The 14,265-nt window shown below is 55.5% G+C and carries 15 protein-coding genes; 12 read left to right on the top strand and 3 right to left on the bottom strand.

Annotation, left to right across the window (positions count from 1 at the left end; all coding sequences use genetic code 11):
* Positions 1–464 precede the first annotated feature (464 nt).
* Complete coding sequence (locus tag ABD827_RS04860) at positions 465–1,388, bottom strand: Abi family protein (protein WP_344962890.1); 924 nt, start codon at positions 1,386–1,388, stop codon at positions 465–467.
* A 340-nt stretch (positions 1,389–1,728) separates the two neighbouring features.
* On the opposite strand from ABD827_RS04860, the gene ABD827_RS04865 reads away from it, so the two are divergent.
* Positions 1,729–2,067: a hypothetical protein gene (locus ABD827_RS04865; RefSeq protein WP_344962891.1), complete on the top strand. Its 339-nt coding sequence runs from the start codon at positions 1,729–1,731 to the stop codon at positions 2,065–2,067.
* Between the two features lie 276 nt (positions 2,068–2,343).
* Here the strand turns inward: ABD827_RS04865 and ABD827_RS04870 are convergent, their stop codons facing one another.
* The gene (locus tag ABD827_RS04870; protein ID WP_344962893.1) at positions 2,344–3,630 is read right to left on the bottom strand and encodes a tyrosine-type recombinase/integrase; all 1,287 of its coding nucleotides are present in this window, start codon (positions 3,628–3,630) and stop codon (positions 2,344–2,346) included.
* Between the two features lie 157 nt (positions 3,631–3,787).
* Here ABD827_RS04870 and ABD827_RS04875 point away from each other — a divergent pair, with 157 nt between their 5' ends.
* Positions 3,788–4,570: a dienelactone hydrolase family protein gene (locus tag ABD827_RS04875; protein ID WP_344962894.1), complete on the top strand. Its 783-nt coding sequence runs from the start codon at positions 3,788–3,790 to the stop codon at positions 4,568–4,570.
* A gap of 9 nt (positions 4,571–4,579) precedes the next feature.
* On the opposite strand, the gene ABD827_RS04880 is transcribed toward ABD827_RS04875, so the two are convergent.
* Positions 4,580–5,050 (bottom strand): hypothetical protein, encoded by a 471-nt coding sequence (locus tag ABD827_RS04880; protein WP_344962896.1) that lies wholly within the window; start codon positions 5,048–5,050, stop codon positions 4,580–4,582.
* A 308-nt stretch (positions 5,051–5,358) separates the two neighbouring features.
* On the opposite strand from ABD827_RS04880, the gene ccoN reads away from it, so the two are divergent.
* The 10 genes from ccoN to uspE all read left to right on the top strand — a co-directional run bounded on the left by ccoN (position 5,359) and on the right by uspE (position 14,218).
* Positions 5,359–6,783 carry a cytochrome-c oxidase, cbb3-type subunit I gene (ccoN, locus tag ABD827_RS04885; protein ID WP_298722617.1) on the top strand — a complete coding sequence of 475 codons (1,425 nt, stop codon included), beginning with the start codon at positions 5,359–5,361 and terminating at the stop codon, positions 6,781–6,783.
* A gap of 12 nt (positions 6,784–6,795) precedes the next feature.
* The gene (ccoO, locus tag ABD827_RS04890; RefSeq protein WP_298722619.1) at positions 6,796–7,413 is read left to right on the top strand and encodes a cytochrome-c oxidase, cbb3-type subunit II; all 618 of its coding nucleotides are present in this window, start codon (positions 6,796–6,798) and stop codon (positions 7,411–7,413) included.
* A gap of 12 nt (positions 7,414–7,425) precedes the next feature.
* Entirely contained in the window at positions 7,426–7,644 is a 219-nt protein-coding gene (locus ABD827_RS04895; RefSeq protein ID WP_298722622.1) for a cbb3-type cytochrome oxidase subunit 3, read from the top strand.
* Positions 7,641–8,615: a cytochrome-c oxidase, cbb3-type subunit III gene (gene ccoP / locus ABD827_RS04900; protein ID WP_298722625.1), complete on the top strand. Its 975-nt coding sequence runs from the start codon at positions 7,641–7,643 to the stop codon at positions 8,613–8,615. The genes ABD827_RS04895 and ccoP overlap by 4 nt, the downstream gene beginning before the upstream one ends.
* Before the next feature lie 89 nt (positions 8,616–8,704).
* Positions 8,705–9,190, top strand: coding sequence for a FixH family protein (locus tag ABD827_RS04905; protein ID WP_344962898.1), 486 nt, complete (start codon positions 8,705–8,707; stop codon positions 9,188–9,190).
* Between the two features lie 2 nt (positions 9,191–9,192).
* Complete coding sequence (locus ABD827_RS04910; protein WP_344962900.1) at positions 9,193–11,562, top strand: heavy metal translocating P-type ATPase; 2,370 nt, start codon at positions 9,193–9,195, stop codon at positions 11,560–11,562.
* A gap of 5 nt (positions 11,563–11,567) precedes the next feature.
* Positions 11,568–11,804 carry a cbb3-type cytochrome oxidase assembly protein CcoS gene (gene ccoS, locus ABD827_RS04915; RefSeq protein ID WP_344963009.1) on the top strand — a complete coding sequence of 79 codons (237 nt, stop codon included), beginning with the start codon at positions 11,568–11,570 and terminating at the stop codon, positions 11,802–11,804.
* Positions 11,788–12,471: a sulfite exporter TauE/SafE family protein gene (locus ABD827_RS04920; RefSeq protein WP_344962901.1), complete on the top strand. Its 684-nt coding sequence runs from the start codon at positions 11,788–11,790 to the stop codon at positions 12,469–12,471. The genes ccoS and ABD827_RS04920 overlap by 17 nt, the downstream gene beginning before the upstream one ends.
* Before the next feature lie 61 nt (positions 12,472–12,532).
* Positions 12,533–13,279, top strand: a complete 747-nt coding sequence (gene fnr, locus ABD827_RS04925) for a fumarate/nitrate reduction transcriptional regulator Fnr (RefSeq protein ID WP_344962903.1) — start codon at positions 12,533–12,535, stop codon at positions 13,277–13,279.
* Between the two features lie 27 nt (positions 13,280–13,306).
* Positions 13,307–14,218: a universal stress protein UspE gene (gene uspE / locus ABD827_RS04930; protein WP_344962905.1), complete on the top strand. Its 912-nt coding sequence runs from the start codon at positions 13,307–13,309 to the stop codon at positions 14,216–14,218.
* The last annotated feature ends 47 nt before the right edge of the window (positions 14,219–14,265 follow it).

Consider the following 14,265-nt stretch of genomic DNA (forward strand, 5'->3'; position numbering starts at 1 on the left):
ACTGCTGCCAGTGAACCCAAGGGCAGGGGATTGATGTAAATCCAAGGCTTGGCCTTTGCTGAGTTGGTATCCATCAAATGGCGATAATGGTCTTGCGCCTCAGGGGCAGGTGACTGGATGGTGGATCTCACGGGTTTGTAAAAATCTCACTTTTAGCTCAAACCCACACACAAACTGTGGGTTTAAATTTAAAATGAGATTGATACGTCAATAAAGTCAATTGCTTAGGAGTAATTTACAATTAAAAATGAGATCGTTTACAGCTAAATATGAGATTCGCCGTGATTTTTACAGTTAATACTGAGATTAACCCATTGTCAAAATTAACCCGTTAACCCGTTAACCCGTTAACCCGTTAACCCGCTCAGGTCGGGGACGTTTATTAGGTTTTTTAAATAATATCACCAACCATAAAATCATGTCAGTGCATGGCCATCGCTTCAAAGTGTGGTGCTGGCGTTATCTCATTGCCAGATAGGGTGGGTTTGCCAGTGCTCCGGTAGGCCCATGGCAATACGGTATTCGGGAGTGGCGGCAATCGGCGCCAGCAGTTGGTTGACTTGATTAGCCCAGTGATCGCCGTGTTGATGTGCACGCAACAGATGGCGAATCATCAGCAGGATATAAAAGACGCGATTATTGCGCGGGGTGATGGGAGGAAGCCATTCTTCATCCTTGACCTTATCGGGCCGAATGGCCAGTTCTCGGTTCCACAGGCGGCTATGATGGGCGCAGACATTGCGGACATAAGTCAGAGTATGTAACCAGTCGGTCAGGCGTTTATGATGCAGATTGAAATGCTGACTGATGGCCTTTTTGTCTTCCACGCCGGCTTTGTGATCATTTTTCAATCCTTTGTAGCATAACGAGAGGCTACCCAGGCTCATCACTTCGGTCAGCATCCAGATCGGAACCTGAGGAAAGCCTTCGTAACTGGCTTGATAATGACGGATGAACTCATCTGATGAGCGCATTGTTTCCGCCTCCAGCTGGTTCAGCCATTTGCGATGATCAAACTTGTGATGAAAATGGCGGGCGTCGGTATGGGCGAAGGCGCCGTAGGCATGTCCCAGGTGATAAGTCAGCTGAGTACGGATGGCCACTTCGACACGTTCGATACCATCGAGCAACAGCAGACGTAAATGGCGATCAAATTCGTAGAGCTGAACCACTTGTTCAAAGCAGGTGCCAGGACGAAGAGTGCTGGTGAAATGGTTATGAGCATCACGTTGGCGAAACGGGTACCAGTAAGCACTTAATCGGTAGTAGCTGATCGAGGAGAGGGCATCGATGGCAGCTTGCTCATCAGCGATCTGCATGCCTCGCAGCCTCAGCTTGGCCAGTTGTTGGTCAAACGTCAGGGCAGGTTTCAGATAAGGCTTGGGCATGCGGCACTCCCGGATCACAGGCATAAAAAAACCGCCAAGGTTGCGCGTTGCCCCAAGGGGTACTAAGCGTGGCGGTTGTGTTGTCCCTAGTATCGTTTTTGTCGTTGGGCAAGTCAAGTACAGGGGCGGGTGATCGCGGGTAGTACTGCGTTATGGTAAATAGAGAGTATCTGTATAACATGCCAGGGCCCGAAGGGCCTGGGTCTAGCAGTTGAGTGCTAATAAAAGAGAAACCAACTTCAGCCAGCTACATGAGCATGGCCTTAGACGGTGATGAGCATCTGGCGCCATAACCGCCGAGATGGGTCTGGCCAAAACCTAATCATCGGAGCCGCAGTGAATGAATGTATGGCTGAATACCGGCTGTCCGGCACTGATGATGTTGTCAGCCGAAACAGAACGACCAGAGCAACAGGCATGGATCTGGTGGCCACGTGCATTATCTGATCAAAACGTTGAGCAAGAACCGAGGATGCTGTCGGCATTGCACGGTATCGGGGGTATTTTGCTTAATCCGGAGAATCCGAGCGAAAGTGAAATGATACTGCCAGCCAAAGCCCGTGATGATGTGGACTGGCAGTCGACCAACCGGATCTTGCTGGAGAATGAAGACTTTCGGGGTTTCATCGAGCTGGTATCGACATACTATCAAACAGGTCGGGTACGCAGTCGGTACTGAAACCGGATATGACACTGCACATGTCATTGCGCTGACGGGCCGCCGGAACAACTGGTGGCCCGTTTTTCATATCTGGCACCGGCAATCCTGCGCAGCAGCTTTGGGGCAGGTGACTGGATGGTGGATCTCACGGGTTTGTAAAAATCTCACTGTTAGCTGAAACCCACACACACATGCTGTACATCGGGTTCTCGGATATCATATTTAACATAATATACATTATGCGAAGTTATGATTATGCCGGGAAAGGGCCGCTTCAGGGCCCGGCGTCTTCGTTCATGTATCAAGCCTGTCCAGCCGCTTACCGGCGGCGCTTTCATGGCGTTCCACCTTGCCGGTGTGCAGATACTGCGAGGTGGTGTCTATGCTGTCGTGACCGGCATCGGCCTGTACATGAGACAAGGGTCGGCCGTTGTAGTTGATGTCGTGGGTAATGCCGGTGTGGCGAATACTGTGTACGGTCAGGCTACGCATTTCACTGGCGTCCTGCTCAAAACCGTCTTCGGCGGCGGCATCGGCGGCGGCGGCCATCAGTTCGTTGAGCAGGTCGCGCAGTTGGCGTATGCCGAGGTTGGCGTTAAGCAGGCCCTGATCCCGCCCCCGACCGGCGGCCCTGTGGCGCACAAACAACGGCGTGGCGTCATTGGGTGCCGGCAAGGGTGACAGCTTGAGATAACGGCGATAACACTGCAGCGCTTCGAGCAGTTCGCGGGATACGGCCACGGTGCGTTTTTTGCCGCCTTTGCTGACCGGAATATGAAAGCTCCAGATCCCGCTGTGGCCGTCGCGGCGAAACTGGCTCATCACCGGCGAAAAACCGGGCCTTGCCGCGACTTCCGAGATACGCAGGTAGCAGCCGTACATCAGGGAGATCAAAAACAGGGTACGCTGGTGCCGCTCGGGCGTTTGTTCTGCCAGCAGACGCGCGGTACTCATCACATAGGACCATTGCAGATCGCTGAATACCCGCACTTCGTCTTCGTCACCCAGGCCCGCCACCACCACGGGGCTGGAGCCGAAGCGGCTGTGACGCATCCACATCACGGCCGGGTTGCGCTCGGTGACTTCTTCGTTGATCAGATAGCCATAGAAGGAAGACAGGATGGCCATCTTGGTTTTCAGCGCCTTGTCGCTCAACCGGTATGGCTGCTCGATGCCATCAACTTTTTTACCCAGGAATGGCCGCCACTGCAGGTTGGGCTGGCGTTCGCCCCAGTCCTTGTTCAGTACAAACTGGGCCACGTTACGGTAGGCAATCAATGCCGTCGGGGGCGCCAGGCAATACTCCACGTAACGGTTGATGCCCCGACGGTTCAATTCGATGGGCGAAACCTGCTCGACGTCGAAGCACCAGTGTAAAAAGGTGGTCAGCTCGCTGCGGTAGGTCTTGTAATTATTCTCGTTGAAGCGGCTTTCCAGCAGCCAATCCATGGCATGCTCATAAATAAAGGCGGCATCGGGTACCGCATTCAGGGTGATATCGGCAATATGCTGGTTAACGACGCTGTTGCCCTCTTCGAGATACTGGGGGGCATCAAACAGCGGTAATACGGGGGCATTCATAGGGCTGATTGTTCCGAGATAGGCTGTATGGATGCACAGTGTAACGTATTCATAAAGACTAATGCCGATAAATACAGTTATCGGCATTAGTCACTCTCTCCATGCCAACCATCACTTGTTCTATGCTTATGCCTCAGTCACAACCCGGACAGACATTATGAACAGATACGGCTTGATGGTGGCCGCGCTACTGGGGTTTTCGACTCAGGCGGCGGTGGTTAGTGAATCGGTGAGTTACCGGGTCGATGGTCAGGAATTCAAGGGCTATCTGGCATTTGATGACAGCCAGACCTCCCCGCGGCCCGGCGTGCTGGTGGTGCATGAATGGTGGGGATTGAATGACTATATTCGTGGTCGTGCCGAGATGCTGGCCGAACTCGGCTATGTTGCCCTGGCACTGGACATGTACGGTGACGGCAAAGAAGCCTCACACCCTGCCGAGGCCGGTGAATTCGCCAAGGCATCATTGGCTTCCCTCCCCCTGGCCGAGCGTCGTTTCAACGCAGCCCGCGAACAACTGGCCCGGCATCCGCTGGTGGCCGGTAGTCCCATTGCCGCCATTGGTTACTGTTATGGCGGTGGCGTGGTATTGCACATGGCGCGTAATGGCGCGCCTCTGGCGGCGGTGGCCAGTTTTCATGGTTCCCTGACACCCAAGACCACCCCCCTGCCCGCGGATAGCAAGACGCGTATTGCGGTGTTCAATGGTGCCGCGGATCCGCTGGTTCCCGCCGATCAGGTCGCCGCCTTTCAACAGGAAATGGAAACGGCCGGCGCCGATTATCTGCTGGTGAATTATCCTGGTGCCCTGCACGCCTTTACCAACCCGGACGCCGATCGGGTGCCGGCCGAGTTCAAGATGCCGGTGGGCTATGATCAGGCGGCCGATCTGGACTCATGGAGCCAGTTGCAGACGTTTCTGCAAGAGACGTTTGAGTAATGGAGGTGTTCAGCGTTCGACTTCAAACAGGAACTTGAGCTGGCGTGATTCGCCATTTTGTTCGACATCCAGTACCCAGGCCCACACCATGCTGCGCTCGGTACAGGCTCCTACCAGAGCTTGTCCCTGCCAGTGACCCGGCGTGCTTTCGCTGACCAGCGCCGGTAGCGTGCCCATGTACATACTTTCTCCCTCCAGACGGCTGCGGGTGACCTTGACGTCGGGATCGGACAGGGTCACTTCAAGCTGAAACGGGGCTTCCGGTTGCAATTGATCGGCCTGCAACTGTGCTTCGGCCCACAAATCCTGCAACTCAACCCGGCACTTTTTGTGAGATATATCACAAAAATCAGCATTACCTTTCTCTAATGCGGTGCCGTCATCGTCGTTAAAGTAGGTTCGAAGCCAGAATGCACTCGATAAAATCCCCAATACCAGCAGTATTTGCACCAGTTTGGGGCCTGTCAGTCGATCTCTCATGCCAATTCAGTTCCTGTATCGCACACAATTGACTCCCATCTTTGATCTTGATCAAGGTAGTTTTTTTATGCGTTATGGGGTTGGTTAAGTGGTAATCATATTACTGTTTATACTGTTATTTTTGCAGCCACTCATTTATCATCGCCCTGTGTATTCAGTATTCCCGATTTGCTTTGTTAGCATCATGTTAACGAAGCCGTTCAGGTACCTGATGCCGAAATGAAAAACGGTTGTCTTCAATCCTTCCTACGTGATCACCCTGGGTGAGCGCAAACCTGAATAACAGCAGTGGAAGCGGAACTATAACGATGAATCAAACTAATAATCAACCAAACTACAATTACACTGTAGTTCGCCAGTTTACGGTGATGACCGTAGTCTGGGGTATCGTCGGTATGTCGTTGGGTGTGCTCATTGCGGCACAGCTGATCTGGCCTGCCCTCAACTTCGAAACACCTTGGCTAACCTATAGCCGGTTGCGTCCACTACACACCAACGCGGTTATCTTTGCGTTTGGTGTCAGTGCCTTGATGGCAACCTCCTTCTATGTCGTGCAGCGTACCTGTCAGACTCGCCTGTTTGGCGGTTCGCTGGCCTCGTTCGTGTTCTGGGGCTGGCAGGCTATCATTCTGGCGGCGGTTATCACCCTGCCTCAGGGTTATACCTCCTCCAAAGAGTATGCCGAACTGGAATGGCCAATCGATATCGCCATTGCCGTGGTGTGGGTGGCTTACGCTATCGTGTTCTTCGGAACCCTGTACAAGCGTGCGACTTCCCACATCTATGTGGCTAACTGGTTCTACGGTGGTTTCATTCTGACCGTAGCCGTACTGCATATCGTCAACAGCATGGCGATTCCGCTGACGGGCATGAAGTCCTACTCCATGTATGCCGGTGCTGCCGATGCCATGATTCAGTGGTGGTACGGCCATAACGCGGTTGGCTTCCTGCTGACGGCCGGCTTCCTGGGCATGATGTACTACTTTGTACCCAAGCAGGCGGGTCGTCCGGTATATTCCTACCGCTTGTCCATCGTGCACTTCTGGGCACTGATCACCCTGTATATCTGGGCCGGCTCTCACCACCTGCATTACACTGCCCTGCCCGACTGGGCTCAGTCTCTGGGTATGGTCATGTCACTGATCCTGTTTGTTCCTTCATGGGGCGGCATGATCAACGGCATCATGACCTTGTCCGGTGCCTGGCACAAACTGCGTTATGACCCCATTCTGCGCTTCTTGATCGTGTCGCTGTCGTTCTACGGCATGTCCACCTTCGAAGGCCCCATGATGGCGATCAAAACCGTTAACGCCCTGTCTCACTACACCGACTGGACCGTAGGTCACGTGCACTCCGGTGCGCTGGGCTGGGTTGCCATGGTATCTATTGGTGCCGTGTATCACCTGATCCCCAACCTGTTCGGTCAGGAGCGTATGTACAGCAACAAGCTCATCAATACGCATTTCTGGCTGGCGACCATCGGTACCGTGCTGTACATCGTGTCCATGTGGATCAGCGGTGTAATGCAGGGTCTGATGTGGCGTGCAGTGAACGACGACGGCACCCTGACCTACAGCTTTGTAGAAAGTCTGCAAGCCTCGTATCCGTTCTACTTCGTGCGTTTCCTTGGCGGCTGCTTCTTCGTGACCGGTATGCTGCTGATGGCCTATAACGCCTATCGCACCATCAATGCACCGAAAGGTTCATTGCAAGCCATTCCCCAACCGGCATAAGGAGACTTGTGAATGAAGAACCCAAACAATCGTCACGAGTTGGTTGAAACCAATACCACCTGGTTGGTGATATTCACGATTATTGCCATCAGCTTCGGTGGCCTGGTAGAAATTGTGCCGCTGTTTTTTCAGCAGCAGACCAATGAACCGGTTGAGGGCCTGCGCCCTTATACCGCGCTGGAAATGGAAGGCCGTGATATCTACATCCGTGACGGATGTCATGTGTGTCACAGCCAGATGATCCGTCCCTTCCGTGCCGAAACCGAACGCTATGGTAACTATTCCGTGGCCGGTGAAAGCGTGTGGGAGCACCCCTTTCTGTGGGGTTCCAAGCGTACCGGTCCGGATCTGGCGCGCGTAGGCGGTCGTTACTCCGACGAGTGGCACCGTGTGCATCTGCTCAATCCGCGTAACGTGGTGCCCGAGTCAAACATGCCTGCCTTCCCCTGGTTGGAAGAGAACACGCTGGACGGCAAGGATACGGCGGCCAAACTGGCTCTGTTCCGGGACAGCTTCGGTGTTCCCTATACCGACGCCGATATTGCCGGTGCCGAGGCGGCGGTGAAGGGCAAAACCGAAATGGATGCCATCATCGCTTATCTGCAGTCTTTGGGCCACGCCCTTAAATAACCGGAGTCGATTATGGATTTCAGTACCCTGGAAGCGCTCAAGCCAACGCTGATCAGTTATCAGACTTTGGTATTGATGGTGATGTTTATTGGCCTGGTCTGGTGGGCCTACGGTAAGCGACGCAAAGACAAGTTCGATGCAATAGCCAACTCTATTTTTGATGATGAAAACCAGGCGAGCGGAACGCCTTCGGGGACTGAGCAGGATCGCGCAGGAGCTAATAAAAAATGAGTACTTTTCTGAGTGTGTTTGTCACCATCATCAGCCTGGGGACCATTTTTGGTTGTCTGGCCCTGTTGGTCTGGTGTTCTCGCGACAAAATGGGGATGGAAGAAGGTGCACCTACCGGCCATACCTATGACGGCATTACCGAACTGAACAACCCGCTGCCCAAGTGGTGGTCGTATCTGTTCGTGTTCATGTCGGTGTTCGCGCTGTTCTATCTGGCGTTGTATCCGGGTCTGGGTAACTTCAAGGGCCTGCTGGGCTGGCAGAGTTCCAACCAGGACGTACGTTCGCTGGAAGAATATCGCGCCGCTTCAACCGAAGCGCGTGAAGAAGGCAAGCTAGTGCAGTACGAGCGGGAAATGGTCAAGGCCGATGAGGTGTTTGGCGCCAAGTTCCGTGAGCTGACCTATGAAGCCGACGGTAATACCTATCGTGCCATTGCCGACATCGCCATGGACGAAGATGCCACCAAGGTGGGCCAGCGTCTGTTTTTGCAGAACTGTGCCCAGTGTCATGGCTCGGATGCTCGCGGTGCTCGCGGCTTCCCCAACCTGACCGATGCCGACTGGCTGTATGGCGGTTCGCCCGAGCAAATCAAAGCAACCCTGCTCCATGGCCGTAAAGCAGCCATGCCGGCCTGGGGTGCCAGCCTCGGCGAAGACGGCGTGCGTGAAGTGACCTCCTATGTACTGAGCCTGTCCGGCCGCAAGGTTGACCCGGTAGAAGCACAGAAAGGTGAAGCCCGCTTTGCCATGTGTGCCGCCTGTCATGGTATGGACGGCAAGGGTAATCAGGCCGTGGGTGCGCCCAACCTGACCGATGGTATCTGGCTCTATGGTGGCTCTCGCGCCGCGGTAGCAGACAGCGTGCGCAACGGCCGTGCCGGCGTCATGCCTGCCTGGAAAGACATTCTGGGCGAAGACAAGGTTCATCTGCTTTCCGCATATGTTTACAGTCTGAACAACAGTAAATAAGGCCCACCGGGCTTTGGTGAAAAAGCCCCGCTGGTCGGGGCTTTTTTTTGTTATATTAGTCACCGCTTTTTTTGTCGTAGGAATTGGTTATGCAACGTCCCTGGTATCAGCAGTTCTGGCCCTGGTTTCTTATCGTATTGCCGCTGTGTGCGGTGGCGGCCAGCCTTTATACCTTTCACCTGGCCAGCTCCGGGGCCGACAGCATGGTGGTCGATGACTACTACAAAAAAGGCCGGGCCATCAACAAGGACATCAGTGAGCTGAAAAAGGCCGCCGAGCTGAAGCTGATAGCCGAGCTGCGCTATCAGAATGATGAGCTGATCCTCAAGATGGAAGGCCGGCATAATAACGGTGAGGCGGTGAGAGTGAACTTCACTCACCCTACCCTGGCCGAGCAGGATCAACAGTTGCTGATGACCAGCGATGCGAATGGTGTCTATCGTGCGCGACTGGAGCAACCCTTGATAAAAGGAAAGTGGAATCTGCAGATTGAGGCCTTCGATGGCCACTGGCGCATGCAAAAACGCATCGTTCTGCCGATCGCCAATCGGCTGCTCATTCGCGCCGGGAGCTGAGTGTGGACGGCTGCTTTCACTGCGGTGAGGCCATTCCCACCGGCAGTACCCATCAACTGGCGCTGGAAGGGGTCAATCATCATTTCTGCTGTCCCGGCTGCCTGGCGGTGGCCGACACCATTATCGAATGCGGTCTGGGCAGCTATTATCAGCACCGTTCCGCCCTCGCCCCCAAAGCCGATGCGGTCCCCGACGAGCTGAAACAGCTGCAGCATTATGATCTGACCGAAATACAGCAAGACTTCGTCAGCAATAAAGACAATCTCAAAGAAGTACAGCTCTCCATCTCGGGCCTGAGTTGTGCCGCCTGTGCCTGGCTGATAGAACGCCATCTGGCACGGGTGCCGGGGGTGGCGCTGATTCAGGTTAATACCACCACAGAGCGGGCCCGCTTGCGCTGGCATGATGAACAGGTGCCCCTGAGCCAGTTGTTGGCCGCCTTTGCCGATATCGGCTATCAGGCGCGGCCTTTTCAGCCCCATCAGCAGGAGCAGGCCTACAACCGGGAAGTAAAATCGTATCTGTTGCGCATGGGCGTGGCAGGCATCGCCAGCATGCAGGTCATGATGGTGGCATTGGCGCTGTATGAAGATCTGTTTCCGGGCACCGACGCCGATTTGGTCGAATACTTTCGCTGGATAAGCCTGTGGCTGTCGATTCCGGTGATGAGCTATTCCGCCCTGCCCTTTTATCGCAATGCCTGGCGTGGCCTTAAAAACCGGGCGCTGAACATGGACTTGCCGGTGTCGCTGGCGATGGTATTTGCCTTTGTCGCCTCCGTCTATGCCACCGTAACCCAGACCGGTGATGTCTATTACGAATGTGTGTCCATGTTCGCCTTTCTGTTGCTGACCGGCCGTTTTCTGGAAATACGCGCCAAACGCCGGGCCTCGGAAACCACCGCCAACCTCACCTTGCTGGTGCCCATGCTGGCCCGGGTAGAAACCGAAAACGGCGAGCAGGAAGTCGCCGCCAAAACCCTGCAGCCGGGCCAGATTGTGCTGGTGGCCCCGGGCAGCCAGATTCCGGCCGATGCCGAAATACTCGGCGGCAGTACCAGCGTGAATGAGTCGATGCTGACCGGTGAGCACCTGCCGGTAACCCGGCATCAGGGCGATACGGTCTTTGCCGGCACCACCAACGTGGAGTCGCCGTTGCGGCTGCGCGTATTGCGCTCGCTGGACGAGGCCCGGGTATCGGAAATTCTGCGCGCCCAGGACGACGCCCTGGCGGAAAAGCCCAAGGTGGCGCTGATTGCCGATCAGCTGTCGCGCTATTTTGTCGCGGCCCTGCTACTGGTCACCCTGGCCACCTATCTGGTCTGGCTGCAGCTCGATGCCGACAAGGCGTTCTGGGTCATGTTGTCGGTGCTGGTGGCGACCTGTCCCTGTGCCTTGTCGCTGGCAACCCCCACCGCCTTGACCGTGGCGACGTCACGGCTGAGTCGTTCGGGCGTACTGGTGCGCCGTTCCCACGTGCTGGATACTCTGCCCAAGGTCAACCGAATGGTGTTCGATAAAACCGGCACCCTGACCCGGGGCGAGGTCGCCGTGACCTCTGTAACCCTGCTCGCCGAGCTGAACGAAGCGCAGGTGCTGGCGCTGGCCGCCGCGCTGGAAGCCCAGTCGGAGCATCCCATTGCCCGAGCCTTTGCTCCATTTCGGGATCAGGCGTTGATGGTGACCGAGCGGGAAAACCGGGTCGGCCGCGGTATCTGTGGCCATATAAACGGTACTCGCTGGCGTTTGGGCAGTGGTGCCTGGCTGGCACCGGAGAATCAGGATGCCGAACTCTGCGTCTATCTGGCCAATGAGCAGGGGCTGGTGGCACGTTTCGAGCTGACCGACCCGCTGCGTGAAGAAGCCGGTGCCTTGATTGATGAATGCCGGGCGCACGGCATTGCGACCACCATTCTGACCGGCGACAGCTCCGGTCAGGCTGAGCAGGTCGCCAAGCGGCTTGGGGTCGACAAGCTGGTCAAACATGCCAGCCCCGATGACAAGCTGGCCTATCTGCGCCGCTGCGACCAGGCCGGTGATATCTGCCTGATGGTCGGTGATGGCATCAATGATGCGCCGGTACTGGCCGGGGCACATGTGTCGTTTGCCATGGCCGGCGGCACCGATATCGCCAAAAACAGTGCCGATGCCCTGCTGCTGTCGGACGATCTGCGGCGCATTCTGATTGCCCGTCATATTTCCGCTCGCTGCCGGCGAGTGATCAAACAAAACTTCAGCTGGGCGCTGGGTTATAACCTGGTGGTGCTGCCGCTGGCGGCCATGGGCCAGGTGTCGCCCTGGTTTGCCATGGTCGGCATGTCGGCCAGCTCGCTGATTGTGATGACCAATTCACTGAGACTGTCACGCTTATGAACGATATCGAAGTCTGGTACCTGATGATCCCCATCGCCATGGTGTTTGTCGCCATCGCTATCGCGGTGTTTTTCTGGTCGGTAAAAAGCGACCAGTTTGAAGATCTGGATCGCCATGGCAGCAATATCCTGTTTGATGATGACGACACCGCCCATCGTCAGGCGCAAGGTAACCAACCACAGGATCAACAAACACCACCGCACGCGAATCAACAGAAGGATCCGCATGACCACTCAGCTTGATGCCTGGGCGGCCTTGTTGATCGGTCTGTTGGGCGCCGGTCATTGCATTGCCATGTGCGGCGGTGTGGCGGCGGCCTTTTCCATGGCCATTCCTGCCAGCCAGCGCCGCTGGAATTGGCTGTACCTGCTTAGCTACAACGCCGGGCGCATCGTCAGTTACAGCCTGGCCGGCGCCCTGGTCGGCGGCGTGTTCGCCAGTCTGGCGGACGTCAGCCTGGGCAAGCAGGGGCTGGTATTGCTTCGCGTGCTGGCCGGGGTGATGACCATATTGCTTGGCCTGTATCTGGCACGCTGGTGGTTTGTGTTGTTGCGGCTGGAAAAACTCGGCAATGGCCTCTGGCGCCACCTCAAACCGCTGGCCGGACGCTTTGTGCCATTCAGGCATCCGCTGGCGGCCCTGCCCTTCGGCATGATCTGGGGCTGGCTACCCTGTGGTCTGGTTTATTCGGCACTCACCTGGAGTGCGGTGGCTGGCGGCGCGCTGGAAGGCGCCCGGGTGATGGCGCTGTTTGGCATCGGCACCCTGCCCACCCTGCTGGCATTAGGCGGCCTGGCCGGCCAGTTGCGCCATTGGCTCAATCATCCCGGCTTTCGCCAGGCTTCTGGTATCTTGTTGATTTCTTATGGTTTATTCACGCTTTATCAGGCTTTTTCGCTGTTTTACTAAACTATTATGCCCCGATTATTAATGCTATGATTACGTATTGATACCACTAAAGTATTGAGCTATGGGAAATCAGACAAAAACAATTAAAACTGCCGCGAGCAGTTGTGCCATCCACTGCCAGGATTGCAGCATCAGCCAGTTGTGCATACCGCTCGGGCTCAATTCCGATGAGCTGGACGAGCTGGACAACATCATAGAACGCAAGAAGCCGATTCAGAAAAGCCAGGAATTGTTCAAGGCCGGGGAAGAGCTGAAGGCGCTTTATGCCATCCGTGCCGGCTCCATCAAGTCCTATACCATTACCGAACAGGGTGATGAGCAGATCACTGGCTTTCATCTGGCCGGCGATCTTATCGGCTTCGACGCCATCAATACCGGCAGTCACCCCTCTTTTGCCCAGGCGCTTGAAACCTCCATGGTCTGCGAAATCCCCTATGAGGTGCTGGACGACCTGTCGGGCAAGTTGCCCCGCTTGCGGCAGCAAATCATGCGGTTGATGAGCAACGAAATCAACGGCGATCAGCAGATGATACTGCTGCTGTCCAAGAAAACCGCCGAAGAACGACTGGCCGCTTTTCTGCATGGTCTGTCGAGCCGCTTTTCCCAGCGCGGCTTTTCTGCCCGTGAGTTTCGTCTCACCATGACCCGGGGCGATATCGGTAATTATCTGGGGCTGACGGTCGAAACCGTCAGTCGTCTGCTTGGCCGTTTTCAGAAAAACAACCTCATCGAGGTGGACGGTAAATATATTCGTATTCTGGATCTACCGGCGTTGGCCCTGCTGGCTGGCGCCCCCACTCCGACCTGATTCTTACTTTCATGAAAGGGACGCTTTATGATCAAGTATCAACACATTCTGGTGGTCATGGATCCGGTGGCAGAAAACCAGCCGGCCCTGCATCGCGCCGTGTCTGTTGCCGCCCTGCAGGAGCAGGCCGGCATTACCCTGTTTTTGCCCATCTACGACTTTTCCTATGAAATGACCTCGATGCTGTCCAGCACCGAGCGGGACGAAATGCGTGAGGGAGTGGTTCAGGGCCGGGAAGAGTGGCTGAAAACCCTGCTTACTCCCTATGAAGACAGCAAGATTAATTTTGATATCAAGGTGGTATGGCACAGCCGCCCCTTTGAAGCCATTATTCAGCAGGTGCAGGATGGCCAGCACGATCTGGTAGTGAAGAGCACCCACAAGCACGCCATGATCCAGTCCTTTATTTTTACCCCCACCGACTGGCATCTGTTGCGCAAGTGCCCCTGCCCGGTATTGCTGGTCAAGGAACGAGACTGGCCCATGGGCGGCAATGTGCTGGCGGCCGTCAACTGCTGTAGCGACGATAAGGATCAGGAAGCACTGAACAACAAGATTATCGGCGTCAGTGCGCAAGTAGCCGAGTTGCTGTCGGCAAGCCTGCATCTGGTCAACGCCTACCCGATAACCCCGACCAACATGGCGCTGGAACTGCCCGACTTCGATCCTCAGGTTTATAATGCCGCGGTGAAGAAACACCATGAACGTGCTCTGTATGAGTATGCGGTGCGCTTCGATCTGGAAGCCAGTGCCTTGCACCTGGAAGAAGGACTGGCAGAAGAGGTTATTCCGGACTGTGCCGACGAGACTAACGCCAGCCTGGTGATTCTGGGATCGGTGGGACGCACCGGCCTGTCTGCCGCTTTGCTCGGCAATACCGCCGAGCATGTGATCGACAAACTCAGTTGTGACGTACTGGTGCTGCGGCCCGATGCCTGATCTGGCGACTGGTGCCTTGCCCTTGAGGCGCCAGTCACTATAATAGC

Source organism: Oceanisphaera sediminis, assembly GCF_039539745.1.
Taxonomy (GTDB): Bacteria; Pseudomonadota; Gammaproteobacteria; order Enterobacterales; family Aeromonadaceae; genus Oceanimonas; species Oceanimonas sediminis.